The 23,216-nt window shown below is 64.2% G+C and carries 20 protein-coding genes; 18 read left to right on the top strand and 2 right to left on the bottom strand.

All coding sequences use genetic code 11. The features are described from left to right. The first annotated feature begins 14 nt into the window (after nucleotides 1-14). From AC07OJ_RS20750 to AC07OJ_RS20705, 10 genes are all read left to right on the top strand, one after another. Nucleotides 15-1,040: an ABC transporter substrate-binding protein gene (locus AC07OJ_RS20750; RefSeq protein WP_065899500.1), complete on the top strand. Its 1,026-nt coding sequence runs from the start codon at nucleotides 15-17 to the stop codon at nucleotides 1,038-1,040. Nucleotide 1,041: 1 nt separating this feature from the next. After that, the gene (locus AC07OJ_RS20745) at nucleotides 1,042-1,893 is read left to right on the top strand and encodes an ABC transporter ATP-binding protein (protein WP_065899501.1); all 852 of its coding nucleotides are present in this window, start codon (nucleotides 1,042-1,044) and stop codon (nucleotides 1,891-1,893) included. 11 nt (nucleotides 1,894-1,904) lie between these two features. Beyond that, nucleotides 1,905-2,753, top strand: a complete 849-nt coding sequence (locus AC07OJ_RS20740) for an ABC transporter permease (protein ID WP_106805510.1) — start codon at nucleotides 1,905-1,907, stop codon at nucleotides 2,751-2,753. A 59-nt stretch (nucleotides 2,754-2,812) separates the two neighbouring features. After that, nucleotides 2,813-3,733, top strand: coding sequence for a LysR family transcriptional regulator (locus tag AC07OJ_RS20735; protein WP_262135588.1), 921 nt, complete (start codon nucleotides 2,813-2,815; stop codon nucleotides 3,731-3,733). 213 nt (nucleotides 3,734-3,946) lie between these two features. Continuing rightward, nucleotides 3,947-5,482 (top strand): MFS transporter, encoded by a 1,536-nt coding sequence (locus AC07OJ_RS20730; RefSeq protein WP_106805509.1) that lies wholly within the window; start codon nucleotides 3,947-3,949, stop codon nucleotides 5,480-5,482. Nucleotides 5,483-5,497: 15 nt separating this feature from the next. Further along, nucleotides 5,498-6,556, top strand: coding sequence for an HlyD family secretion protein (locus AC07OJ_RS20725; protein WP_495095083.1), 1,059 nt, complete (start codon nucleotides 5,498-5,500; stop codon nucleotides 6,554-6,556). Next, the gene (locus AC07OJ_RS20720; protein WP_065899506.1) at nucleotides 6,553-7,998 is read left to right on the top strand and encodes an efflux transporter outer membrane subunit; all 1,446 of its coding nucleotides are present in this window, start codon (nucleotides 6,553-6,555) and stop codon (nucleotides 7,996-7,998) included. The genes AC07OJ_RS20725 and AC07OJ_RS20720 overlap by 4 nt, the downstream gene beginning before the upstream one ends. A 74-nt stretch (nucleotides 7,999-8,072) precedes the next feature. Next, on the top strand, nucleotides 8,073-8,582 hold the full coding sequence (locus AC07OJ_RS20715; RefSeq protein WP_065899507.1) for a sigma-70 family RNA polymerase sigma factor: 510 nt from the start codon (nucleotides 8,073-8,075) through the stop codon (nucleotides 8,580-8,582). Then, nucleotides 8,579-9,529, top strand: a complete 951-nt coding sequence (locus AC07OJ_RS20710) for a FecR domain-containing protein (protein ID WP_120447351.1) — start codon at nucleotides 8,579-8,581, stop codon at nucleotides 9,527-9,529. The genes AC07OJ_RS20715 and AC07OJ_RS20710 overlap by 4 nt, the downstream gene beginning before the upstream one ends. 92 nt (nucleotides 9,530-9,621) lie before the next feature. After that, the gene (locus AC07OJ_RS20705; protein WP_495095082.1) at nucleotides 9,622-12,072 is read left to right on the top strand and encodes a TonB-dependent siderophore receptor; all 2,451 of its coding nucleotides are present in this window, start codon (nucleotides 9,622-9,624) and stop codon (nucleotides 12,070-12,072) included. Nucleotides 12,073-12,178: 106 nt separating this feature from the next. On the opposite strand, the gene AC07OJ_RS20700 is transcribed toward AC07OJ_RS20705, so the two are convergent. Beyond that, a complete protein-coding gene (locus tag AC07OJ_RS20700; RefSeq protein WP_495095081.1) occupies nucleotides 12,179-12,883 on the bottom strand; it encodes a DUF3142 domain-containing protein in 705 nt (234 codons plus the stop codon). Then, on the bottom strand, nucleotides 12,880-15,045 hold the full coding sequence (locus AC07OJ_RS20695) for a PA5441 family protein (RefSeq protein WP_495095080.1): 2,166 nt from the start codon (nucleotides 15,043-15,045) through the stop codon (nucleotides 12,880-12,882). The genes AC07OJ_RS20700 and AC07OJ_RS20695 overlap by 4 nt, the downstream gene beginning before the upstream one ends. Before the next feature lie 179 nt (nucleotides 15,046-15,224). On the opposite strand from AC07OJ_RS20695, the gene AC07OJ_RS20690 reads away from it, so the two are divergent. The 8 genes from AC07OJ_RS20690 (at nucleotide 15,225) to AC07OJ_RS20655 (ending at nucleotide 23,105) form a co-directional block, all read left to right on the top strand. Further along, the gene (locus tag AC07OJ_RS20690) at nucleotides 15,225-16,829 is read left to right on the top strand and encodes a glycosyltransferase family 39 protein (protein ID WP_495095079.1); all 1,605 of its coding nucleotides are present in this window, start codon (nucleotides 15,225-15,227) and stop codon (nucleotides 16,827-16,829) included. Between the two features lie 33 nt (nucleotides 16,830-16,862). Next, a complete protein-coding gene (locus AC07OJ_RS20685) occupies nucleotides 16,863-17,108 on the top strand; it encodes a DUF2789 domain-containing protein (RefSeq protein ID WP_262135595.1) in 246 nt (81 codons plus the stop codon). A 265-nt stretch (nucleotides 17,109-17,373) separates the two neighbouring features. Next, a complete protein-coding gene (locus AC07OJ_RS20680) occupies nucleotides 17,374-17,784 on the top strand; it encodes a MarR family winged helix-turn-helix transcriptional regulator (protein ID WP_065899514.1) in 411 nt (136 codons plus the stop codon). Then, on the top strand, nucleotides 17,781-19,859 hold the full coding sequence (locus AC07OJ_RS20675) for an FUSC family protein (RefSeq protein ID WP_495095078.1): 2,079 nt from the start codon (nucleotides 17,781-17,783) through the stop codon (nucleotides 19,857-19,859). Before AC07OJ_RS20680 ends, AC07OJ_RS20675 begins: the two co-directional genes overlap by 4 nt. Next, nucleotides 19,856-20,065, top strand: a complete 210-nt coding sequence (locus AC07OJ_RS20670; RefSeq protein ID WP_012721577.1) for a DUF1656 domain-containing protein — start codon at nucleotides 19,856-19,858, stop codon at nucleotides 20,063-20,065. The genes AC07OJ_RS20675 and AC07OJ_RS20670 overlap by 4 nt, the downstream gene beginning before the upstream one ends. After that, nucleotides 20,062-20,952, top strand: coding sequence for an efflux RND transporter periplasmic adaptor subunit (locus tag AC07OJ_RS20665; RefSeq protein ID WP_065899516.1), 891 nt, complete (start codon nucleotides 20,062-20,064; stop codon nucleotides 20,950-20,952). The genes AC07OJ_RS20670 and AC07OJ_RS20665 overlap by 4 nt, the downstream gene beginning before the upstream one ends. Continuing rightward, on the top strand, nucleotides 20,949-22,391 hold the full coding sequence (locus AC07OJ_RS20660) for an efflux transporter outer membrane subunit (RefSeq protein WP_065899517.1): 1,443 nt from the start codon (nucleotides 20,949-20,951) through the stop codon (nucleotides 22,389-22,391). The genes AC07OJ_RS20665 and AC07OJ_RS20660 overlap by 4 nt, the downstream gene beginning before the upstream one ends. Before the next feature lie 81 nt (nucleotides 22,392-22,472). Further along, entirely contained in the window at nucleotides 22,473-23,105 is a 633-nt protein-coding gene (locus tag AC07OJ_RS20655; protein ID WP_065899518.1) for an NADH:ubiquinone oxidoreductase subunit N, read from the top strand. Nucleotides 23,106-23,216: the final 111 nt, after the last annotated feature.

Genomic DNA, 23,216 nt, shown 5'->3' with positions numbered 1-23,216 from the left:
TTCGGAGCATGACCATGTCCAGGAAAATCCCATTTGCACGATTGGCCGCGACGGTTGGCCTGGGTGTCAGCCTGTTGGCCGGCAGCCTGGTAGCTCCGGCGGCTGCGCACGCCGAAGGTGAGATCCGCATTGCCGAGCAGTTCGGCATCGTCTACCTGTTGCTCAACGTCGTACGCGACCAGAACCTGATCGAGAAATACGGTAAGCAGGAAGGCATCGACATCAAGGTCGACTGGACCCAGCTGTCCGGCGGCGCGGCGGTCAACGACGCGTTGCTCTCCGGTTCCATCGACATTGCCGGGGCCGGTGTCGGCCCGCTGCTGACCATCTGGGATCGCACCCACGGCAAGCAGAACGTCAAGGCCGTGGCGTCCCTGGGTAACTTCCCGTACTACCTGGTGAGCAACAATCCGAAGGTCAAGACCATCGCCGATTTCACTGAAAAGGACCGCATCGCGGTGCCGGCCGTGGGTGTTTCGGTGCAGTCGCGCTTCCTGCAATATGCCGCCGCCAAGCAGTGGGGCGACAAGGAATTCAATCGCCTCGACAAGTACACCGTTGCCGTCCCGCACCCGGACGCCACGGCGGCACTGATCGCCGGCGGTACCGAACTGACCGGGCACTTCTCCAACCCGCCATTCCAGGAGCAGGCCCTCACCAACCCTAACGTGCATGTGGTGCTGAACACCTACGACCTGCTCGGCCCGAACTCGCCGACGGTACTGTTCGCCACCGAAAAATTCCGCAACGACAACCCGAAGACCTACAAGGCATTCGTGGAAGCGTTGACCGAAGCGGCGCAGTTCGCCCAGAACGACAAAGGCGCCGCCGCCGACACTTACATCCGCGTGACCAAGGCCAAGATCGACCGCGCCGAGCTGCTGAAAATCATCGAGAACCCGCAGTTCGAGTTCAGCGTCACGCCGAAAAACACCTACCCGCTGGCGGAATTCCTCTACCGCGTCGGCGCCATCAAGAACAAGCCGGAATCGTGGAAGGACTACTTCTTCCAGGACGCCAAGCCCCTGCAAGGAAGTTGAGATGAACGCGCCCTTGCAAGGCCACACGGCCAGCAACCTGCACACCACCGCCCCGCTGCTGGCGGTGGATAAAGTCAGCCTGGAATACCGCACCCCCGAGCGCGTGGTGCGGGCCACGCACCAGGTCAGTTTCGAAATCGATCCGGCCGATCGCTACGTGTTGCTGGGCCCGTCGGGCTGCGGCAAATCCACCTTGCTCAAATCCATCGCCGGGTTTATCAGACCCTGCGAAGGCGAGATCCGTTTGCTGGGGCAAAAGGTCGAACACCCGGGCCCGGACCGCATCGTGGTGTTCCAGGAATTCGACCAACTGCCACCCTGGAAAACCGTCAAGCAGAACGTGATGTTTCCGTTGCTGGCGTCGAAAACCCTCAAGCGTGCTGAGGCCGAAGAGCGCGCGTTGCATTACCTCGATAAGGTTGGCCTCAGCGCCTTTGCCGACGCTTACCCGCACACCCTTTCCGGCGGCATGAAAGCCCGCGTGGCGATCGCCCGCGCCTTGGCGATGCAGCCGAAAATCCTGCTGATGGACGAGCCCTTCGCCGCCCTCGACGCCTTGACCCGGCGCAAGATGCAGGAAGAGCTGCTGCTGCTTTGGGAGGAGGTGCGCTTCACCCTGTTGTTTGTCACTCACTCCATCGAAGAAGCGCTGGTGGTGGGCAATCGCATCCTGTTGCTGTCGCCGCATCCGGGGCGGGTGCGTGCGGAAATCCACAGCCATCAATACGACCTGCACAGCCTCGGCGGCGTGGAGTTCCAGGCGTCGGCGCGACGCATTCATCGCCTGTTGTTCGATGAAGCGCCCGAGGCCGAACGTGAGTTGGGTTTCGCCGATATTCGCATCGCTTACTGAAGGGACAACCCATGCGCCAGGAATACGAAATTACCCTCGAGCCGCTGCTCAGCGTTCCCGTGGAACGCGAGCTGCCCCTGCGCCAACGCCTGTGGCAACAGGGCTGGCTGCGCAAAGGCCTGATCCTGATCGTGCTCGCGATCCTCTGGGAAGCGGTCGCGCGTTATCAGAACAACGACCTGTTGCTGCCCAGTTTCCTGCAGACCGCTCACGCGCTGTATGACGGCTTGCTCAGCGGTGAATTGCTGAGCAAGGTGAGCATTTCACTGGTGGTGCTGATCAAGGGCTACCTGATTGGTATCGTGCTGGCGTTCGCGCTGACCACCCTGGCGGTGTCGACGCAACTGGGCCGCGACCTGCTCAGCACCCTGACCTCGATGTTCAACCCGTTGCCGGCCATCGCCTTGCTGCCGCTGGCGCTGCTGTGGTTTGGCCTGGGGCAGAACAGCCTGATCTTCGTGCTGGTGCATTCGGTGCTGTGGGCGCTGGCGCTCAACACCTATTCGGGATTTCTCGGCGTGTCCGAAACCCTGCGCATGGCCGGCCGCAACTATGGGCTCAAGGGCATGCGTTTTGTGCTGTTCATCCTGATCCCGGCGGCGCTGCCGTCGATCCTCGCCGGCCTCAAGATCGGCTGGGCCTTTGCCTGGCGTACGCTGATCGCCGCCGAGTTGGTGTTCGGGGCTACCAGCGGCAAGGGCGGCCTGGGTTGGTACATCTTCCAGAACCGCAACGAGCTTTACACCGACAAGGTGTTTGCCGGGCTCGCGGTGGTGATCCTGATCGGCCTGCTCGTGGAAAACCTGGTGTTCGACACCTTCGAGCGTCTGACGGTAAAGCGCTGGGGCATGCAGCGCTGATTCGCCCGTCCTGCTAGGATTGCATTCCGCTCACTCCCCACTGATCACGAGTGCTTGGCATGCAACTACCGGACATGAACCTGCTGGTCGCCCTCGACGCATTACTCGACGAGGGCAGCGTGGTCGGTGCCGCGCGACGGATGAACCTCAGCCCGGCGGCCATGAGCCGCACCCTTACGCGTATTCGCGAGGCGGTAGGCGACCCGATCCTGGTGCGCGCCGGTCGCGGCCTGGTGCCGACGCCCAAGGCCCTGCAGTTGCAAGGCCAGGTGCGCAACGTGGTGGAGCAGGCTGCATTGCTGTTTCGTTCGGCGGACCAGGTCGACCTGAGCACCTTGCGCCGGCGCTTCAGCGTGCGCGCCAACGACTTTTTTATCGGCGTGTATGGCGGTCGTCTGTTCGACACCATGGAGCGCATGGCGCCGCTGTGCGAGCTGTGCTTCGTGCCCGAGGGTGACACCGACGACGAAGCGCTGCGTGAAGGGCGCCTGGATTTGCGCGTGAGCAACACCATGCCGGTCAGTCCCGAAGTGAAAGTACAGAACCTGTTTTCCACCACTTTCGTCGGCCTGGCGCGGGAAGATCACCCGTTGTTCGACGAAGAGATCACCGCAGCGCGCTTCGCCAGCTATTCCCACATCAGCATCTCGCGGCGTGGCATCGCCCGCGGCCCGATCGACACCGCACTGAACGCCCAGGGCCTGGAGCGCCGCGTGGCGATGATCGCCCCGGGCTTTCACGGCGCGATGTTCATGCTGCCCGATTCCGACCTGCTACTGCCGGTGCCCAAGGAAGCGCTGCTCAGCGCCAAACGCCTGAAGCTGCCACTGCGCGCGTTTGCCTTGCCGATCTCGTTGCCGACGCTGGTATTGGCCCAATCCTGGCACCCGCGTTTCGACAAAGACCCGGCCCACAAATGGCTGCGCGAAACCATGCGCGAGAGTTGCCACGCCACCTGGCTCGAAGCGCAACCCACCTGACACCCCATAGCCCCTGTAGGAGCCGGCTTGCCGGCGATAGCGCAGGCTCGGCGAATACCTCTACGTGAACCAGGCCGCAATCGCCCCAAGCACGAGTTCATAGTGAGTTAAGGATTGCGTCCGGTGCAGTTATAACCTGCCGACAAGTAACTTTTTGTCATGTGTACGCCTGATTAAACTGCTCGGGTATTTACCATTCCGAGTTGCCTGTTCATGACTTCCCTCGCTGCTCCCGCACTCCAGGCCGCAGCCAAGCCCACCGCTATCACCCCGCCTGTATTCGGCCCGCGCATCATCATCGGCCTGGTCGGCGTGTTGCTGGCGGTGCTGGTCTCCGGTCTCAACGAGATGGTCACCAAGGTGGCCCTCGCGGATATTCGCGGCGCGCTCTACATCGGTTTCGACGAAGGCACCTGGCTGGTTGCCGCCTACACCGCCACCTCGGTGTCGGCCATGGCCTTTGCGCCCTGGTGCTCGGTGACCTTCTCCCTGCGCCGCTTCACCCTGTGCGCCATCGGCTTGTTCACCGTGCTCGGCATCCTGTGCCCGTTTGCGCCGAACTACGAAAGCCTGCTGGTGCTGCGCACCGTGCAAGGCCTGGCCGGCGGGGCGTTGCCGCCGATGCTGATGACCGTGGCGCTGCGTTTCCTGCCCGCCAACGTCAAGCTGTATGGCCTGGCCGGTTATGCGCTCACTGCCACCTTTGGCCCGAGCCTCGGCACGCCGCTGGCGGCGCTATGGACCGAATATGTCGGTTGGCAGTGGGCGTTCTGGCAGATCGTCGGCCCCTGTCTTGTGGCGATGGCCGCCGTGGCCTACGGCTTGCCGCAGGACCCCGTGCGTCTGGAGCGGTTCAAGCAGTTCAACTGGCGCGGCCTGCTGTTGGGGTTTCCAGCGATTTGCATGCTGGTGATCGGCATCCTGCAGGGCAACCGCCTGGACTGGTTCGAGTCGGGCCTGATCACCTTCCTGCTGAGCGGCGGCACCGTGTTGCTGGTGCTGTTCATGCTCAACGAATGGTCGCACCCGATGCCATTTTTCAAGCTGCAGATGCTCGGCCTGCGCAACCTGTCGTTTGCCTTGATCGTGCTGGCCGGCGTGCTGATGGTGCTGACCTCGGTGATCATCATCCCGTCGAGTTTCCTTGCCCAGGTCCAGGGTTATCGCCCGCTGCAAACCGCGCCGGTGATGTTGTTGATGGCGCTGCCGCAATTGATCGCGCTGCCGCTGGTAGCCGCCTTGTGCAACCTGCGCTGGATCGATTGCCGCTGGGTTCTGGGGACCGGGCTGGGCATGCTGGTGCTGTGCTGCGTCGGGAGCGCGCACCTCACGTCGGAGTGGATTCGCGACGATTTCTACGGCTTGTACCTGCTGCAGATTTTCGGGCAGCCCATGGCCGTGCTGCCGCTGCTGATGCTCTCCACCGGCAGTATCCAGCCGGCGGACGGGCCGTTCGCCTCGGCCTGGTTCAACACCGTCAAAGGCCTGGCCGCCGTGATCGCCACCGGCGTGCTGGATGCGCTGACGACCCAGCGCCTGCATTTTCACTCGACCATGCTGGTCGACGGCCTGGGCAACTCGCCGCTGGCCGAGGGTGATGCGCCGGGCCTTGCCCACCGCCTGCACGAGCAGGCTGTGGTGCTCACTTCTTCGGATCTCTACTACGTCATGGCCGCCGTCGCGGTGGCGTTGATCCTGCTGATTTTCTGGATGCCCACGCGGATTTTCCCGCCTCGCGCACCGACCTAGCCACAAGGAATTTTCATGAAACGCAAAGACAAAATTGCCGTCTCCGTTATCGCCGTGTTCGCCGTCGGCGTGCTGGTGTACCTGGTGGCGCCCGGTGTGTTGGGCAGCAAGCACCAGACCACCAACGATGCCTTCGTCGCCGCCGACTTCACCCTGGTCGCGCCGCGCGTGGCCGGTTTTATCAAGGAAGTGCTGGTGGAAGACAACCAGCGCGTCAAGGCCGGCCAACTGCTGGCGCTGATCGACGACCGTGATTTTCGCGCCGCCGCCCAAGCGGCCGATGCGGACACCCTGGTCGCCCAGGCCCAGCTGAAAAACGCCAGCGCGACCCTGGAGCGCCAAAGCTCGGTGATCGCCCAGGCCCAGGCTACCGTGGCGGCAGACCGCGCTGAAGTGGCCTTCGCCGAGCACGAACTGAATCGCTACAACCATCTGGCCGGCGTCGGCGCAGGCACCGTGCAAAACGCCCAACAAGCCAAGACCCGTATCGACCAGGCCACCGCACGCCTGGCGAATGCCACGGCGGTGCTGGCGGCCGAGCGCAAGCAGGTGGAAATCCTCACGGCCCAGCGCGATGCCGCAGAAGGTGGGCTCAAGCGCGCCCAGGCGGCGCTGGAAATGGCCAGTTATCAGCTGTCCTACACGCGCATCGTCGCGCCAGTGGATGGCATGGTCGGTGAGCGTGCGGTGCGGGTCGGCGCCTATGTGACGCCGGGCAGCAAGATCCTCGCGGTGGTGCCGCTGGCCGAGGCCTACGTGGTGGCCAACTTCCAGGAAACCCAGCTCTCGCATATGCACGCCGGCCAGGCCGTGCAGGTGCGCGTCGACAGCCTCGACGGCGAGTTGCTCAACGGCCACCTGGAAAGCCTTGCGCCGGCGACCGGGGTGACCTTCGCTTCGGTCAAGCCGGACAACGCCACCGGCAACTTCACCAAGGTGGTGCAGCGCATTCCGGTGAAGATCGTGCTCGAGCCCAACCAGGCCCACACCGAGCGCCTGCGCGTGGGGATGTCGGTGGAAGCCAGTGTCGACACCCGGCCTGTCGCACAGCAGCGTGAGGTGGCCCAGCAATGAGACACCTTGCCTGGCTCACCGTGAGCCTGATCAGCCTGAGCGCGTGCACCGTCGGCCCGGATTTCCAGCGGCCCCAGAGCCCGCAGGTGACGCAATGGGCCGAGCCGCAGGGCCGTCAGGCCGCCAGTCGCGCGGTCAGTGACCCGCTGCAGGAGCGCTGGTGGGATGTGTTCCACGACGCGCAACTGTCGGCACTCACACGCCGTGCGCTGACCGATAACCTCGACTTGAAGCTCGCCAGCAGCCGCCTGCAACAAAGCCGCGCGGTGCGCCAGGTGACCACCGCCGAGCGTTATCCCAACGTCAACGCCACCGGCGATTACCTGCGCCAGCGCAACAGCGGCAAAGGCTTGAGCGACCCGTCCGGCGAAAATGGCCGGTCGGCCTTCAACCAGTGGGACATGGGGTTCACCGCGTCGTGGGAGTTGGATTTCTGGGGTCGCGTCAAACGCGAAACCGAAGCCGCCGACGCCACCCTGCAAGTGGCCGAAAATGATCGCCGCGCCGTGCTGTTGTCGGTGCTCGCCGAGACTGCCCAGGACTATATCCAACTGCGCGGCGTGCAGAACACCCGCGCCGTCACCGAGCAGAACCTCGACGTCGCGCGTCACAGCCTCAAGCTGTCGCAACTGCGCCTGGCCGACGGCGTGGCCACCGACCTGGACGTGGCCGAAGCCGCCGCCCAGGTCGCCGCCATCGAAGCGCGCCTGCCGGATCTGCAGCAACGCCAGGACCAATTGATCAACGCCCTGAGCCTGTTGATGGGCGAGCCGCCCCAAGCCTTGCACGCGCAACTGTCCAAGGATGCTGGCGTGCCGCAGACCCAGCGCCAGGTCGCCATCGGCCTGCCGTCGGAGCTGGCCGAGCGTCGTCCGGATATCCGCCAGGCCGAGGCGCGCCTGCACGCCGCCACCGCCAGTATTGGCGTGGCCAAGGGCGATTTTTACCCGCGCATTACTTTGTCCGGCAGCCTCGGCTCGCAGGCCATGCAGCTGTCGGATTTTGGCTCGTGGGGCTCGCGCGCGTTTGCCTTCGGCCCGCAATTGAGCCTGCCGTTGTTCAACGGCGGGCGCCTGCAAGGCATGCTGGACCTGCGCGAAGCCCAGCAGCAGGAAGCGGCCCTCGCGTACCAGCAGACGGTGCTGCGCGCCTGGCATGAAATCGACGACCAACTGACCCGCTACAACGCCAGCCAACTGCGCCGCGACAGCCTTGCCGAAGCGGTGCGCCAGAACCAGATCGCCCTGAGCACGGCACAACAGCAGTACGTCGAAGGCGTGGTGGATTTCGTCAACGTACTCACCGTCCAGAGCGCGCTGCTGGCGACTCAGGAGCAGTGGGTGGAGAGTTCTACCGGGGTGTCGCTGGCCATGGTCGGCTTGTACAAAGCGTTGGGCGGCGGCTGGGAATCGGTGTATCCGCTGCAAACTGCCGGGCGCTGAACCGCAAAGAGTTTTTGCCAGCCGCGAAACAAGGTGTAATGATAATTGCTCTCAATCGTGTATCTGAGCTTTTCATGGACACCGCGACCAACGGCCAGCAACAGCTTCACCTCCTGTACCGCGATCATCACGGCTGGCTGCAAGGCTGGCTGCGCAAGCGCCTGGGCGATCGTGAACATGCCGCTGACGTGGCGCAGGACACCTTCCTGCGCCTGCTGGTCTCCGGGCGCTTCCCCGGTGACAAGGAAAGCCGCAGCTACCTGGCGCAGATCGCGCGCAACCTGGTGATCGACCAATGGCGTCGCCTGCGCATCGAGCGCGCCTACCTGGAAAGCATTGCGCACTTGCCTGAGCCTGAGTCGCCGTCGCTGGAGACCCGCGCGCTGATCCTCGAAACGCTGATGCAGATCGACGCCATGCTCGACCGCATGCCCGATAATGTGCGCCGTGCATTCCTGCTGTCACAGTTCGAAGGCTTGAGCTATGCGCAGATCGCCGAGCGCCTGGGCGTGACCGTCAGCTCGGTGCAGAAGTATATGACCCGCGCCATCGTCGCCTGCTACCAGGTGGCGTACGCAGAATGAGGCATGACGCGCCCATCGCCCCGGCCATTGTCGAGCAGGCCAGCGAATGGCTGATGCTGCAGTGGGGCGGTGAGCTGCAGGGCCAGCAGCACGAGGCGTTTGCCCAATGGCAGGCCGCCGATCCGGAGCATCGCCGCGCCTGGCAACGCTTGCAGCACCTGCAGCAAACCCTCGGCGGCGTGCCGGTCGACAGCGCCCGCGCGGTGTTGCGCGACACCCCGGACACCCAGCGCCGCGCCGCGCTCAAGCTGCTCGGCCTGCTGCTGGTGGCCGGCGGCAGCGGCTACCTGGTGCAACGCAGCGAACCCTGGCAGGCCACCTTCGCCGACTACCGCACCCCCACCGGCGAGATTCGCCACGTCACCCTCAGCGACGGCACGCGCCTGGACCTAAACAGCGACAGCGCGGTGGACCTGCGTTTCAGCGCCAGCGAGCGGCGCATTCGCTTGATCCGTGGCGAGGTCCTGCTGACCAGCGGCCACGACCCGGTGCGCCCGCTGATCGTCGAAACGCCTGCCGGTGATGTGCAGGCGCTGGGCACTCGTTTCGCCGTGCGTGAACTGCCCGAGGGGAGCCGCGTCGACCTGTACGAAGGCCGCGTGCGAGTGACCCCGCGACATGGCCCGGCGGTGCAGATGAATGCCGGCGACAGCCTGTGGTTCGATGCGCGGCACAGTTCGGCGCTGCCGCCAGTGGGCGCCGCAGCCAGCAGTTGGACCGAGCATCGGCTGATCGCCGAGCGCCAGCCGTTGGGCGAGTTCGTCGCGCAACTGAGCCGTTACCGCCCCGGCCTGTTGCGTTGTGACCAAGCGGTGTCGAGCCTGCTGCTCACCGGTGTCTTCCCCCTGAACGATACCGACGCAATCCTCGCGGCCCTGGAGCGTTCGCTGCCGGTGCAGGTACAGTCGGTGACGCGCTACTGGGTGACCATCAAGGCGCGGGCCTGAATATTTTTTCTTCAGCTCTTGTCGGTTTGCGCGATCCGTTCGGGATACCTCTTGAAAGCCAATCAAGAAGCGTTCTCACGGGGAGTCCTGCAATGCCGCACCACCCAATCCAACCCTTGGCCCGCGCCCTGCGCCGTGGCTTGTTTGCCAGCCTGCTGGCGACGGTGCCGATGCTGCCGATCCAGGTTCACGCCGAAGACACCACTGAGGCAACGCGCGCCTACAACATCCCGGCGGGCAGTCTCGATCAGGCCTTGAACCATTTCGCGAGTGCCTCGGGCATTTTGTTATCGGTCGACGCCACATTGACCGAGGGCAAACGCAGTGGCGGCCTGCAGGGGCGTTACGGCGTCGGGTCGGGCCTGGAGCGGTTGCTCGCGGGCAGCGGCCTGGTGGCGGTGCAGGCCCAGGGCGGGTGGTCGTTGCAGGCGATTTCCGGTGGCGGGCCGTTGCAGCTCGGTGCCACCCAGATCAGCGGCCAGCAGGCCCACGAAAGCGCCTGGGGACCGGTGGACGGCATCGTCGCCACGCGCAGCGCGTCCGGCAGCAAGACTGATTCGGCACTGGTGGAAATTCCCCAGACCATCAACGTGATCACCGCCGCCGAGATCAAGGCGCGCGGGGCCCAGAGTGTCACCCAGGCGTTGCTCTACACCCCAGGCATGACCGCCGGCGGCTTTGCTGAGCGGGTCAAGTTGTTCGACGAGCCGACCTCGCGCGGCTTCACGCCAACGCCCTTGTACCTAGACGGGTTGCACCTGCCCTACGGCGGCGGCAGCACGGGTGGCGCGTTGCAGATCGAGCCCTACTCCCTGGAGCGCATCGAAGTGCTCAAGGGCCCGGCCTCGGTGCTGTATGGGCAGAACCAGCCCGGCGGTATCGTTAACATGGTCAGCAAGCGCCCCAGCGAAACCCCGGTGCACCAGGTGGTGCTGCAAGCCGGCACCTATGAGCACAAGAGCGCGGCCATCGACCTCAGCGGCCCGCTGGATGAGCAGGGGCAATTCCTCTACCGCCTTACCGGCCTGGCCAACGACGCGCAGGACGAGATCAATTACGTCGAAAACAAGCGCCAGTTCATCGTGCCCAGCCTCACCTGGCAGCCCAGCGACGACACCCGCGTGACGCTGTTCGCCCAGTATCAGAAAGACAAAGGCGTGCCCGAAGCCCAAGGCCTGCCGGCGTCCGGCACCTTGTGGGCGAACCCCAACGGCAAGATCAAGCGCGACTTGTTCCTCGGCGAGCCGGGCGTCAACCAGTACAACCGCGAGCAGTACGCGCTGGGCTACGAGATTTCCCATCGCCTCAACGAGACCTGGACCCTCAAGCAAAACGCGCGCTACGCCGAGGTGGATGACCGCTACACCGCACCGTTGCACGGCTACCGTTTCGTCGCCAATCCGGCCACCGGCGTGCAGGACCAACGCTACCTGCAACGCTTCGGCGTGGACTGGGCGCAGAACAACAAAGTGTTTGGCGTGGACAGCATTGCCCAGGCCGAATTCGACACGGGGGCGTTGGCTCACACCCTGATCATCGGCCTGGATTACTACCACTCCGGTTCCCTGTTCCATGGCCGGTATGACCGCAATCCGCCGGTGATCGACCTGTTCAAGCCGGTCTACGGCCAGCGCCTGGATTTCGGCCAGCCGTATCGTTGGGACCGCACCCTGAGCCAGACCGGGCTGTACGTGCAGGACCAGATCAAACTGGATAAGTGGGCCGTGGTGCTCGGTGGTCGCTATGACTGGGCCAGCGTGGTGAACAAGGAACCGCTGCAAGGCACGCGTTTTGCCAGCAAGGACGAAGCCTTCACCGGCCGCGCGGGCCTGGTGTATCTGTTCGATAACGGCTTGGCGCCTTTTGTCAGCTACTCGGAGTCGTTCCTGCCGCTGACCGGTACCGACGCCCAGCGCAAACCGTTCGACCCCTCCACCGGCAAGCAATATGAAGTCGGCATGAAGTACCAGCCGCCGGGCCAGAAGAGTTTTGTGCAGGTGTCGGTGTATCAGCTGGACCAGGAAAACGTGATCACCACCAACCCCACCGAGACCTTCAGCACCCAGAGCGGCGCCATGCGCTCGCGCGGTGTGGAGCTGGAAGCCAAGGCGGCCCTCAGCGATGCCTGGGAAGTCATCGCCTCGGCCTCGCGCAACGACATCAAGTACACCAAGGATGAAGAAGGCCGTGAAGGCCGCCATCCTGCCGGGATCTCGCCGCTCACTGCCTCGATGTGGGTCAACTACACCGTGCTGGGCGATACGCCGCTGGCCGGCGTCGGCGCCGGACTGGGCGTTCGCTATGCGCGCCAAAGCCTGGGCGACTACTTCGAGGGCGCGTTCAGCGTGCCGTCGTACAGCGTCTACGACGCGAGCCTGAGTTACGACCTGGGCGCCTCACCGCTCAAGCTCAAGGGCGTGAAACTGGCGATGAACGTGCAGAACCTCACCAACAAGACCTATGTGTCGCAGTGCACCAGCGACCTGGATTGCTACTACGGAGCAGGGCGCACGGTGGTCTCAAGCCTGACGTATGACTGGTGACCCCTGAACCTTTAGGAGCCCGGCTTGCCGGCGATAAGGTCTGAAAGCACCTCAGCTCTTCAGGCCGCCATCGCCGGCAAGCCGGGCTCCTACAGTTTTGTGCCTTTCACGGGTTCCGTAGAAACACCACATACCCTCTGAACCACTCACTCCCTTGCAAATACCCAGGCTCATCCCACTCTCCACCCTGGACCAGCCCGATCTTGAACGGCAGCCCCAGCCGATTCATGCGGGGCAGGTATGCCGCGTAGTCCGGGATGCTCTGGCGCCCTTGATAGGTCTGCACCACGACCTCGTCCACCACGCCCTTGAGCTGGGCGATCGCGGCGGGGTCGGCGTTGCTGCTCCAGTCCATCAGGCCGGTGATGCTCAGGCGCAGGTCGGCCGGCAGGCGTTGGCGCAGGTCGCGCAGGAAGTCGGCGTATTCGTGCAGGTATTGGGTGCGGGCGTCGAAGTCGATCTGGATGCCGACCACCGGGTTGCCCGCGTCGCGCCAACGTTGCACCTGGCCGAGCAGTTGTGTGTAGACGCGTTCCGGCCAGTGCAGGGTGTGGGCGCGATACACCACCCAGACTTCACCGCGGCTCAGGCGCGGCACGCTGATGCCCTGTGCGATCAGTTGCACGCCGCGCTGCGGGGCGCGGCGTGTAGCGTTGATCTGGCCCTGGAGGATGTACAGGGTCTTGGCCTGCTTGAGCACCGGCTGCGGTGCGACGCCGCTCCACAGCCAGAAGGCGTCATAGTCACCCGCGTCGACGGCGCCGAAGGCCGGGCTTGCCAGCAACAGCAAGCCGAGCCACAGGTGCTTCACCAGTAGTACTGCAGCGACTTGCCCCACTGGGTGTCGGCAAATCCGCTCTTGAGCTGGCGGAACCAGGCCTTGCGCACGGCCGGCTCGACGTCCTGGCCGCCGCAGCTGTTGTAGCCGGCGGGCGCGTAGCAGTTGATGGCGCGGAACAGTGCGTACGCCTTGTCATTCTTCGGCGCCTTGGGATTGCCGATGACGAGCTTGTAACCGTCCAGCCGCGAGAAGGTTTCACCCTTGAAGTCCGATGCAGTGCTGCCCAGGCTGCCGGCGGCGCGCGCTTGCTCAAGCGGCATGCCGTCGAGGCCGTTGCGCAGGATGAACTCACCGAAGCAGTTCAGGCCCTGTGGGTTTTTTGCATCGGCTTGAAGCATCCCGGCGGTGTGCAAAATGCTCGGGCAGGCATAGCCGGATTCGGCTTTGTCGCCGTTCCATTGGAACAGTTTCAAGCTCTGGCTGGCGCTGTAGACGTAGCCCAGGCTGGTGCCCAGTTTGTCTTCCGGCGCCTGGGCGGGCAGTTGCTTGAAGTCCTCGGCGAAGGTCGCGAACTGGCCGTGCAGCAGGTCTTTGTAGAGCAGCACGAATTGCGCGGTCTGGCGCTCCAGCGGGTCGCTGGCCTGGGCAATTTGCTGACGCAGCAACTCAGGCCCGGCGACGTTGCGCAGCAGGATGTAGCGCACCTGCTTGGCGCTGATCGGCGAGTCGGCCGCAAACACCTTGGCCAACTGGCCGCTGCGCTCGTAGTTCATGGCCAGGGCCAGTTCCAGCTGATCGCGTTGCAGTGGTTGCTTGGCCAGCGGCAGCAGTTGCAGCCAGAGCGCCTCGGCGCCTTTCCAGTCTTGCTGGGCTTCCAGCGCCAGGGCGCGCAGGGTCTGCTGGCTGAAGGCAAAGTAATCCAGGTTTGACGGCACGTCCCGGGGCAGGTGCTTCAAGGCATTTTCGGGTTGATGTTCCACGTACAAGGCGTACACCGCCTGCAGGTAGTCGAACAGGGCCGGCTCGTTGGCAAATGTGGCTTTCTGCTTGTCGAGATCTTCGCGGCTCAAGCGCGGCGGGTTTTGGGTGCGCATCAGCATCAGGTCCCTGACCGCCTGCAGCATCGGGTCGCCGAGGCGACTGCTGCCTATCAGCAACTTGAGGTCGGCTTCCTCCACCAGTTCGTCCACCGACACATTGCGCTGGGCGTCGCTGGCGTCGGTGAGTTGCCAGGCAAAGTCGGCGGCGAGCTTGTCGTCATCGTTCGCCAGCCAATGCACCCGGCGCAGCAGGCCATGGGCAGAGGCCACATAAGCGCCCTGTGGATAAGTTTTCAGGTAGCCGAGAAAGCCCGCTTCGGCATCGCCCAGCGCGGACTTATCCACATGGTCGAGCTGCGGCATGTCGTATTGGTCGAACGCCTCGGCCTGCGCCTGATTGAGCGACGCGCGCGCGGTCATGTACAGCGCGGTTTCCTTGAGCCATGGCAGCTCGCTGCTGCTGGCGGCGGCAAAGCCCCGTTCGGCATCGCTGAAGCGTCCGCTGTAGAAGTCGGCGGCGGCCTGCAGGTAAGTGCGCAGCAGTTGTGCATTGGGTGACGAGGTTTGCTGCGCGTCGAGCACCTGGCCCTCCCAGGTGCAGGTGCCGAGCAACTGCAGGCGCGCCTTGATCAGCAGGTCGCGCTCGGCCGGCGGCATGTCGGCCTTGATCACCTGGCTGATAAACGCGGTGGCGCTGTCCTCGTTGTTGCTGCGGCAACGGCTGCCTTCGCCGTTGAGGAAGGCGTCACCGGCGGGCGTGACGTCGCCGCGCGGGATGCCCAGGGGTTGCAGCAACGTCTCGAGTTCGGCTGTACGCGAGTTGCCCGGCGAGTTGTCGGACGCTTCGTCCGCAGCGGGAATCGGTACGAGGCGGTATGCCGGGAACGGCACCGGGCCGAATCCCTGGGACAGGTCGTCCTCGCTCAAGGCATTCGGCGCCAAGGGCGCGGCCTTTTTGTCGGCCAGCAGCAAGCGCAGGTTCACGCGACTGTCGTTGCCGGGGCTGAGAAAGGGCTGGTTGCTGCACGCATCGAGGCTGTCATGCGAGACCCGCCAGTCGGGGTAGCACGAGTCGTCGGAGCTGGCGAGTGCCGGCTGGGAAATACCGGCGAGCAGTGCCAGTGCCAGGGGTGACAGAAAACCGATGCGCATGACGTGTCCTTGATCCTGAGTCCTTGGAGGGCGCCAATAATAGCCTGTTCCTGCGGGTGCTTCGGTGAAGCCCTACACAAATTGCTGATTTGTCCGATTCCAGAAGCGAACCGGGGGCTTTTGTCCTAGAGTGGCGGTGTTTGCACTGAGGCAATCAGGGCAGTAGTAGGGAAATCGAGGTGCGTCGGTCTGTGGTAGAGCAAAACGAAAAGGTCGGGACGTTGCCCGCATTCAATCGACTCACGTGGGAAGGTGCCGGTTGGCTCAGCCGATTGTGGTGGGTGCCGATCCTGGCCCTGGCCATGGGCCTGCGTTTTTATGGCCTGACCTCGGCGGCGATCTGGGGCGATGAAGGTTCCAGCCTGCTGCTCAGCGAGTACGCGGCGGCCGACCTGTGGTTTCACGCGGCCCACGATGTGCACCCGCCGCTGTACTTTTTCCTGCTGCGCGGCTGGATCGAACTGTTTGGTGACAGCATCCTGTCGATTCGCGGCATGAGTGCGATCCCCGGCGTGATCGCCGTGGGCCTGGGGATCTGGCTGACGCGGCAACTGTCCACCCGGCGTGCCGCGGTGCTGGCGGGGATCCTGCTGGCGCTGCTGCCCACGGCAGTGCGTTACAGCCAGGAAGTGCGCATGTATTCGTTGCTGGGTGTGTGGCTGCTGGCTGCCACGCTGGCGCTGGTGTACTGGGTGCGCCAACCCGAGCGCACGCGTTACCTGGCGGTGTATGTGCTGTTGATGACTGCCGGCTTCTACACCCATTACTTCACTGCACTGTGCGTGTTGGTGCATTGGGCCTACCTCGGTGTGCTGTGGCGCACGCAACCGCGCGGCCAGCACCTGCTCGCGCGCCCGGCCTGGTGGGTGACCAACGCCGTGATTGTGTTGCTGTACCTGCCGTGGTTGCCGAACCTGTGGGATTTGGTCCAGCACGTCGACCAACTCAAAGTCGGCGGTGATATTGGCTGGGAAGACCCAGTCAACCTGTTCTCCCTGCCGTCGATGATCTGGCAGTTCGTGCTGCAGGATGAAGGCGGCGGTTTCTGGCCCCTGCTGTTCTGGCTGTACCCGCTGCTGCTGGTTGCCGTGGTGGTGATCACCGCCGTGCATGACCGTGAACGCTACCGCCCGGCCTGCCTGCTGGCGCTGTTTCTGCTGCTGCCGCTGTTGCTGGTGTATGGGGTGTCGTTCATCTCCCCGGTGTTTATCGAGCGCTATCTCACCGCCTATGCCCTGGCCTTGCCGATGCTCGTGGCGTTGGCCATCGACCGCCTGCCCGCGCGTTTTTCACTGCTGGGGGCGGCGCTGTTCGTGCTGTTTGTCGGCGTGGAATTGGTGGGTCTCAAAAACAACTTCACGGTGGATGAGCACGACCAATTCAACGTGCCGGTGGAGTTCGTCAACCGCAACTACCAGGAAGGTGACCGCATCGTCCTCAGCGACATGATGTGGTACCTCAGCTACGTGTATTACGACCAGACCGACGCGCAATTGCAGCTCTACACCCCGCCCAAGCCCGACGGTACGCCCACCCGGCCGAACGCCTACGGCTTCGGCACCCTGGTGGACCAGGACGGCGGGCGCATCTACCTCGACCGTCTATCGGCGCTGCCTGTCGAAAGCCGTCGCGTGTGGCTGATCAGCAGCAATGAGGCGCCGGATGACTTCGCCCCGCTGCCCGAGGGTTGGCGCGAGCTGAGTCGTCAGGACGGCGGCGGCGCGAGGGCGCGTCTGTTTGTGTTGTGCAACGTGCCGACGGCGCAACCCGAGGGCTGCCGCTAGACTCGGTTAAACCCCTTCCATCAGGAGCCCATCATGGAATCGCCCGTGCACAGCTTGCCGTCACTGTTCAAACAACTGGGGTTGCCGGATGACCCGGTGAGTATCGAGCAGTTTGTGGCGGTGCATTCGCCGCTCAAGCCGGATTTGAACCTGGCGGAGGCGTTTTTCTGGTCAGAGAGTCAGCGCGCGTTTCTGCGCGAAGAGATTCTGGAGGATGCGGATTGGGCTGAAGTGGTGGATGAGTTGAACCTGATGTTGCGCGGTGGGCGAGGGGGCTAGGCGCCCTGTGCCTCAGTCGCTTTGAATCCATCACTGATCTGCACGTGGGAGCAAGCCCTCTCCCACAGAAGTGCTGCCAAGTAGCATTCCCCGCTGAAAATCCAGCGCCCGCGTCGAATCCCGCTTTACTTACCCCTGCGTGTCCACCACCCATCCGGCAAATTGTTTCAAAACTTGACGGCTCTGGATCCATCCACCATATTGATAGTTAGCAAACTAACTGTATGCGAATTATTCAGTGTCCCAGACCCTCGAACAACTCCAGATGAACCTCAGCAGCAGCATGGTGGTGGGCGCCCGCAACTGGCGCAAAATCTGCCAGACCACGCTGGTGAGCTATGGCATTTCCGAAGCTTGCGCCGTGCCGTTGTTGATGATCGGCCGCTTGGGCGACGGTGTGCATCAGGTCAAGGTGGCCCAGGCCTCCGGTATGGAAAGCCCGTCGCTGGTGCGCCTGCTCGACCAGTTGTGCAGTGGCGGCTACGTGTGCCGCACCGAAGATGTCCACGACCGCCGGGCCAAGGCCCTGAGCCTCACCGAGCGTGGGCGCGAGCTGGTGCAAGCGGTTGAAGAACAACTGGTGCGCCTGCGCAAGGACGTGCTGGCGGACATCGCTGCGAACGACCTGGAAGCGGCCCTGCGGGTATTGCGTGCCTTTGAGGCGGCGACACTTTGAACGGATTTTTTACCGGTTTTCCACCGGCCCGCGACTGGTTCTACGGCGTGCGCACCTTTGCGGCGTCGATGATCGCCCTGTATATCGCCATGCTCATGCAGATGCCGCGCCCGTATTGGGCGATGGCCACGGTGTATATCGTCTCCAGCCCGTTTGTCGGGCCCACCAGCTCCAAGGCCCTGTATCGCGCCATCGGCACGTTCATGGGCGCGGCGGCGGCGGTGGTTTTTGTGCCGATGTTCGTGCAGTCGCCCTACGTGCTGGTGGTGGTGATCGCGCTGTGGACCGGGATTCTGCTGTTCCTTTCCATGCACCTGCGCACCGCCAACAACTACGCCTTGATGCTGGCTGGCTACACCTTGCCGCTGATCGCCCTGCCGGTGGTGGATAACCCGCTGGCCGTGTGGGATGTGGCCGAGGCGCGTACGGAAGAAATCTTCCTGGGCATCGCGGTCGCGGCGGTGGTCGGTGCGATGTTCTGGCCGCGTCGCCTGATGCCGGTGTTCGACGGCTCGGTGGCCAAGTGGTTTGCCGACGCGCAGGTCTACAGCCTGCGTTTCCTCAGCCGCAATGTGCAGCCGGAAGAGGTCAGCACCTTGCGTGGCGGCATGGTCGCCACCTTCAACACCCTGGAATTGATGATCGGCCAGTTGCCTCACGAAGGCGCGCGGCCGCAGACGGTGCGCAACACCAAGGAATTGCGCGGGCGCATGATCCACCTGTTGCCGGTGGTGGATGCCCTCGACGATGCCCTGTATGCCCTGGAGCATCGCGCGCCGGAGTTTCTCGAGCGCATCACGCCGATACTGGAAGCCTCCCGGCAATGGCTGGAAAGCACCACGCACGCTGCGCCGCTCGAAGCCTGGCGTGCCCTGCGTGACCAACTCGACGCCCTGCAACCCGAAAGCGAAGCCCTGGACGACCGCCACACGCTGCTGTTTTCCAATGCGCTGTATCGCCTTGGCGAATGGATCGACCTGTGGCAGGACTGCCGCAGCCTGCAAGCCGCCATCCAGTGCGAAAGCCAGGACACCTGGCGCGCTGTCTACCGCCACTGGCGCCTGGGCCGGCTCACGCCGTTTCTCGACCGTGGCCTGATGTTCTACTCGGCGTTTTCCACGGTCACCGCGATCATCGTCGCCTCGGTGCTGTGGATCCTGCTCGGCTGGACCGACGGCGGCAGTGCAGTGATCCTGGCGGCGGTGGCCTGCAGCTTTTTCGCCTCGATGGACGACCCGGCGCCGCAGATCTACCGGTTCTTTTTCTGGACTGCCATGTCGGTGCTGTTCGCCAGCCTGTACCTGTTCCTGGTGCTGCCCAACCTGCATGATTTCCCGATGCTGGTACTGGCGTTCGCGGTGCCGTTTATTTGCATCGGCACGCTCACCGTGCAGCCGCGTTTCTACCTCGGCATGCTGCTGACGCTGGTCAATACCTCGTCGTTCATCAGCATCCAGGGCGCCTACGACGCGGACTTCCTGAATTTCGCCAACGTCAACCTGGCCGGGCCCGTGGGCCTGCTGTTCGCGTTTGTGTGGACGCTGATCGCGCGGCCCTTCGGTGCCGAGCTGGCGGCCAAGCGCCTGACCCGTTTCAGCTGGCGCGACATCGTCAGCCTCACCGAGCCTGCGACCCTGGCCGAACACCGGCACATGGCCGTGCAGATGCTCGACCGCCTGATGCAGCACCTGCCGCGCCTGGCCCTGATCAACCAGGACACCGGCACCGCCCTGCGCGATTTGCGCGTGGCGCTCAACCTGCTCGATCTGCTGGCGTACTCGCCGCGCATCTACGGCGTGCCGCGCGTGCTGCTCAACCAGGTGGTGGAAGGCGTGGGCGGTTACTTCAAGGCCTGCCTCAAGGCGGGTGAACGCTTGCCCGCGCCCAGCGGTCTGCTGATGACCCTCGACCGCACCCGGCGCGCGCTCAACGGCCGGGGCCTGCAAGACGAAGACGACACCCGCCTGCACCTGCTGCATGCGCTGGCCGGCCTGCGCCTGTCGCTGCTGCCGGGGGTGGAATTTATTGGTGGCACGGAGATGGAAGCGCCGCTGCCTGATGGAGCGCCTTTATGATCGGTGATCTGGATATCAGCGGGGTGTTCCTGCCCACGCTGCTGGTGCTGATGGGCATTACGTACGTGTTGTTCCTGGTGGTGCACGGGCTGTTGACCCGCGTCCACTTCTATCGCCTGGTCTGGCACCGGGCATTGTTCAATGTGGGGCTCTACGCGCTGTTGCTGGGCGCGGTGGACTCACTCAGTCGATACCTGATGACATGAAAAAACCTTTTTTGACCATCGGCCGTGTAGTCCTCACGTTGTTGATCGTGACGTTTGCGGTTGTCGTTGTGTGGCGCATGGTCATGTACTACATGTTTGCACCCTGGACCCGTGACGGGCACATCCGTGCCGACATCGTGCAGATCGCCCCGGACGTCTCCGGGCTGATCCAGCAGGTAGAGGTGCGCGACAACCAACTGGTGACCAAGGGCCAGGTGCTGTTCGCCGTCGACCAGGACCGCTTCAAGCTGGCCCTGCGCCAAGCCCAGGCCGCCGTGGCCGACCGCCAGGAAACCCTGGCCCAGGCCCAGCGCGAGTACAAGCGTAACCGTGGCCTCGGCAACCTGGTGCCCAGCGAGCAACTGGAAGAAAGCCAATCGCGCGTGGCCCGTGCGCAATCGGCCCTGGCCGAAGCCCAGGTGACGGTGGATTCCGCCCAGCTCAACCTCGACCGCTCGGTGATCCGCAGCCCGGTGGACGGCTACGTCAACGACCGTGCGCCGCGTGCCCAGGAGTTCGTGACGGCCGGGCGCCCGGTGCTGTCGGTGGTCGACAGCAACTCGTTCCATATCGACGGCTACTTCGAGGAGACCAAGCTCGACGGCATCCACGTCGGCATGAGCGTGGACATCCGCGTGATCGGCGACAATGCGCGTCTGCGCGGCCATGTGCAAAGCATCGTCGCCGGTATCGAAGACCGTGACCGCACCAGCGGCTCCAACCTGCTGCCCAACGTCAACCCGGCGTTCAGCTGGGTGCGCCTGGCCCAGCGGATCCCGGTGCGCATTGCCTTTGACGATGTGCCGGCGGACTTTCGCATGATCGCCGGGCGTACGGCGACGGTGTCGATCATCGGTGACAAGGTCAAAGATGGAGACAAACCATGAAGCAGCTCCTGGCAACCGCTGCGTTGGGGTTGTTGCTGTCGGCCTGCCAGGTGGTAGGGCCGGATTACAAGCTGCCGGAAAAGTCCGCCGTCAACCGTGGCGACCTGCAAGGGCAGCTGGCGGGCGAGGGCAACAATGTGGTGTCGGCGCCGGTGCCGGCCGACTGGTGGAAGCTCTACAAGGACCCGCGCCTGGATGAATTGGTGCGCCAGGCCATGGCCTCCAACACTGACCTGCGCGTGGCCGCCGCCAACCTGCAACGCGCGCGTTTCCAGACCCAGGAAGCCGAATCCGCCGGCGGTTGGAGTGCCGGCGCCAAGGCCGAGGCGCAGCGCCTGCAGGAGTCGGGTGAGGCCTATTTGCTGACGGAAAAAGTCCCGGTGGCCAACATCGGCAGCGCCAGCATCAGCACCTCGTACCAGTTCGATCTGTTCGGCACCCTGCAACGCGGCATCGAAAGCGCCCAGGCCAGCGCCGATGCCGCGCAAGCCGCCGCCGATATCGCCCGCATCACCCTGGTGGCCGATGTGGTGCGCTCCTATACCCAGGTCTGCGCGGCCAATGAAGAGCTGGCGATTGCCAACGAATCCCTCGACCTGCAAGGCCAGAGCACTAAGCTGACCCAGCGCCTGCGCGACGCCGGGCGTGGGGATGAAACCCAGGTAACCCGCTCGCAGACCCAATACAAATCCCTGCGTGCCGACATGCCGCGCTACGAGGCCGCGCGCCAGGCCGGGCTGTTCCGCCTGTCGATGCTGCTGGCCAAGCCGCTGGACCAACTGCCGGCCGGCACCGCCACCTGCGCCGAGCTGCCGCACATCGCCCAGTTGTTGCCGGTGGGCGACGGCGCGGCCCTGCTCAAGCGCCGTCCCGACGTGCGCCAGGCCGAGCGTCAACTCGCCGCCGCCACCGCGCGTATCGGCGTGGCGACCGGTGCGCTGTACCCGGACATCAGCATCGGCGCCACGGTGGGCACCGTCGGTATCCTCGACGACCTGGGCACCGCCCCCACCAACCGCTGGGGCTTTGGCCCGCTGATCAGCTGGTCGTTACCCACCAATGGCGCGCGTGCGCGCATCCACGAAGCCGAAGCCGCGACCCAGGGGGCCCTGGCCCACTTCGATGGCGTGGTGCTCAATGCCATCCGCGAGACCCAGACCGGCCTCGCGCAATACACCGCGCAGCTGCAACGGCGCGACGCGCTGGCCGAGGCCGGCGAGTCCGCACGGGAAGCCGCCGACCAGACCCACCGCTTCTTCCAGGCCGGCCGCGCGTCGTTCCTGGCCGACCTGCAGGCCACCCGTACCTACACCGATGTCCGCGCGCAACTGGCCGCGGCCAACACCCAGGTTGCCATGAGCCAGATCGATCTGTTCCTGGCCCTGGGCGGTGGTTGGGAAAGCGGACGAACGCAAGCGTCACAGGGCAGCAAACCCTGAGCAGGTAGCTATGCTTTGTCAGGTGGATCGCCGTGACGATCCGCCTGACACTGCTCGCGTTTGCTCATGGGGATTCCAATAATGAAAAACCCTTATGCTCCCGCTTTCTGGTGCGTGTGCTTCGCACTGGTGTTGTTATCGGCTGCCTATTTCTACGGCGTCATGCTTGCCCATCAGATCGACAAGGCCATGGTGTTTCTCGACAGCGCGTGCCTGGTGATTGGCACGCTGTCCATCGGCGTCGTGGCGTGGGCCTCCTACCAAAATCAACGCGTGAAGAAAAAGCTCCTCGAACAAGGCAAGACCCGCGTGGCCATCTGGGACACCAAGGTTGCCCTGCGCCGGGTCGAAACCGTGTTCGACCGCTATTTCTGGGGCAGCTACTGGCAGCCTGGGCGCACCTTCCAGGAAGTCATGGGCGACCTCACTGGCACGCCCCTGGAAAAAAGCCTCGAAGTCCTGAAAAAACAATGCGTGGCCCTCGATCAGCAGGTCGCCGAAGGTAGGCATTGGCTGAATAACGCGCGGGAACTGTCCGATGTCGCCACGCAGATGGCCCGCGAACGCTACCAACTGGACTTCTGCGACCCCAAGACCGACACCCCGGGCAATGCCGTCATACACCGCGAGTTTGAGGTGCTGGTGTACACCTGGACCGCGCGCCTGAAGAGTTTTGACCACCAGCTCGACGAGATCGAATTGGAGTACTCGTGAACCAACTGCACGCCTGACCCCTCTGAAAAGCTGGGCCGTCCGCGGTCGCCAGTGCTAATCTTCCCCCGCTTTCGGCGGGCTTGAGCCAACCCCTTTGGGGTTCAAGGAAGA

This window comes from Pseudomonas sp. GW821-FHT09C08, from assembly GCF_059418125.1.
Note: the sequence above shows the minus strand (reverse complement) of the source record. Positions and strands in the feature narration are given on the sequence as shown.

Bases quoted from the DNA above. Each gene is read 5' to 3' on its own strand.
- AC07OJ_RS20740 (WP_106805510.1), top strand. From the start codon at position 1,905: ATGCGCCAGGAATACGAAATTACCCTCGAGCCGCTGCTCAGCGTTCCC.
- AC07OJ_RS20685 (WP_262135595.1), top strand. From the start codon at position 16,863: ATGGAATCGCCCGTGCACAGCTTGCCGTCACTGTTCAAACAACTGGGG.
- AC07OJ_RS20750 (WP_065899500.1), top strand. From the start codon at position 15: ATGTCCAGGAAAATCCCATTTGCACGATTGGCCGCGACGGTTGGCCTG.
- AC07OJ_RS20660 (WP_065899517.1), top strand. From the start codon at position 20,949: ATGAAGCAGCTCCTGGCAACCGCTGCGTTGGGGTTGTTGCTGTCGGCC.
- AC07OJ_RS20655 (WP_065899518.1), top strand. From the start codon at position 22,473: ATGAAAAACCCTTATGCTCCCGCTTTCTGGTGCGTGTGCTTCGCACTG.
- AC07OJ_RS20705 (WP_495095082.1), top strand. From the start codon at position 9,622: ATGCCGCACCACCCAATCCAACCCTTGGCCCGCGCCCTGCGCCGTGGC.
- AC07OJ_RS20745 (WP_065899501.1), top strand. From the start codon at position 1,042: ATGAACGCGCCCTTGCAAGGCCACACGGCCAGCAACCTGCACACCACC.
- AC07OJ_RS20670 (WP_012721577.1), top strand. From the start codon at position 19,856: ATGATCGGTGATCTGGATATCAGCGGGGTGTTCCTGCCCACGCTGCTG.
- AC07OJ_RS20710 (WP_120447351.1), top strand. From the start codon at position 8,579: ATGAGGCATGACGCGCCCATCGCCCCGGCCATTGTCGAGCAGGCCAGC.
- AC07OJ_RS20695 (WP_495095080.1), bottom strand. From the start codon at position 15,045: ATGCGCATCGGTTTTCTGTCACCCCTGGCACTGGCACTGCTCGCCGGT.
- AC07OJ_RS20720 (WP_065899506.1), top strand. From the start codon at position 6,553: ATGAGACACCTTGCCTGGCTCACCGTGAGCCTGATCAGCCTGAGCGCG.
- AC07OJ_RS20665 (WP_065899516.1), top strand. From the start codon at position 20,062: ATGAAAAAACCTTTTTTGACCATCGGCCGTGTAGTCCTCACGTTGTTG.
- AC07OJ_RS20680 (WP_065899514.1), top strand. From the start codon at position 17,374: ATGAACCTCAGCAGCAGCATGGTGGTGGGCGCCCGCAACTGGCGCAAA.
- AC07OJ_RS20725 (WP_495095083.1), top strand. From the start codon at position 5,498: ATGAAACGCAAAGACAAAATTGCCGTCTCCGTTATCGCCGTGTTCGCC.
- AC07OJ_RS20735 (WP_262135588.1), top strand. From the start codon at position 2,813: ATGCAACTACCGGACATGAACCTGCTGGTCGCCCTCGACGCATTACTC.
- AC07OJ_RS20730 (WP_106805509.1), top strand. From the start codon at position 3,947: ATGACTTCCCTCGCTGCTCCCGCACTCCAGGCCGCAGCCAAGCCCACC.
- AC07OJ_RS20715 (WP_065899507.1), top strand. From the start codon at position 8,073: ATGGACACCGCGACCAACGGCCAGCAACAGCTTCACCTCCTGTACCGC.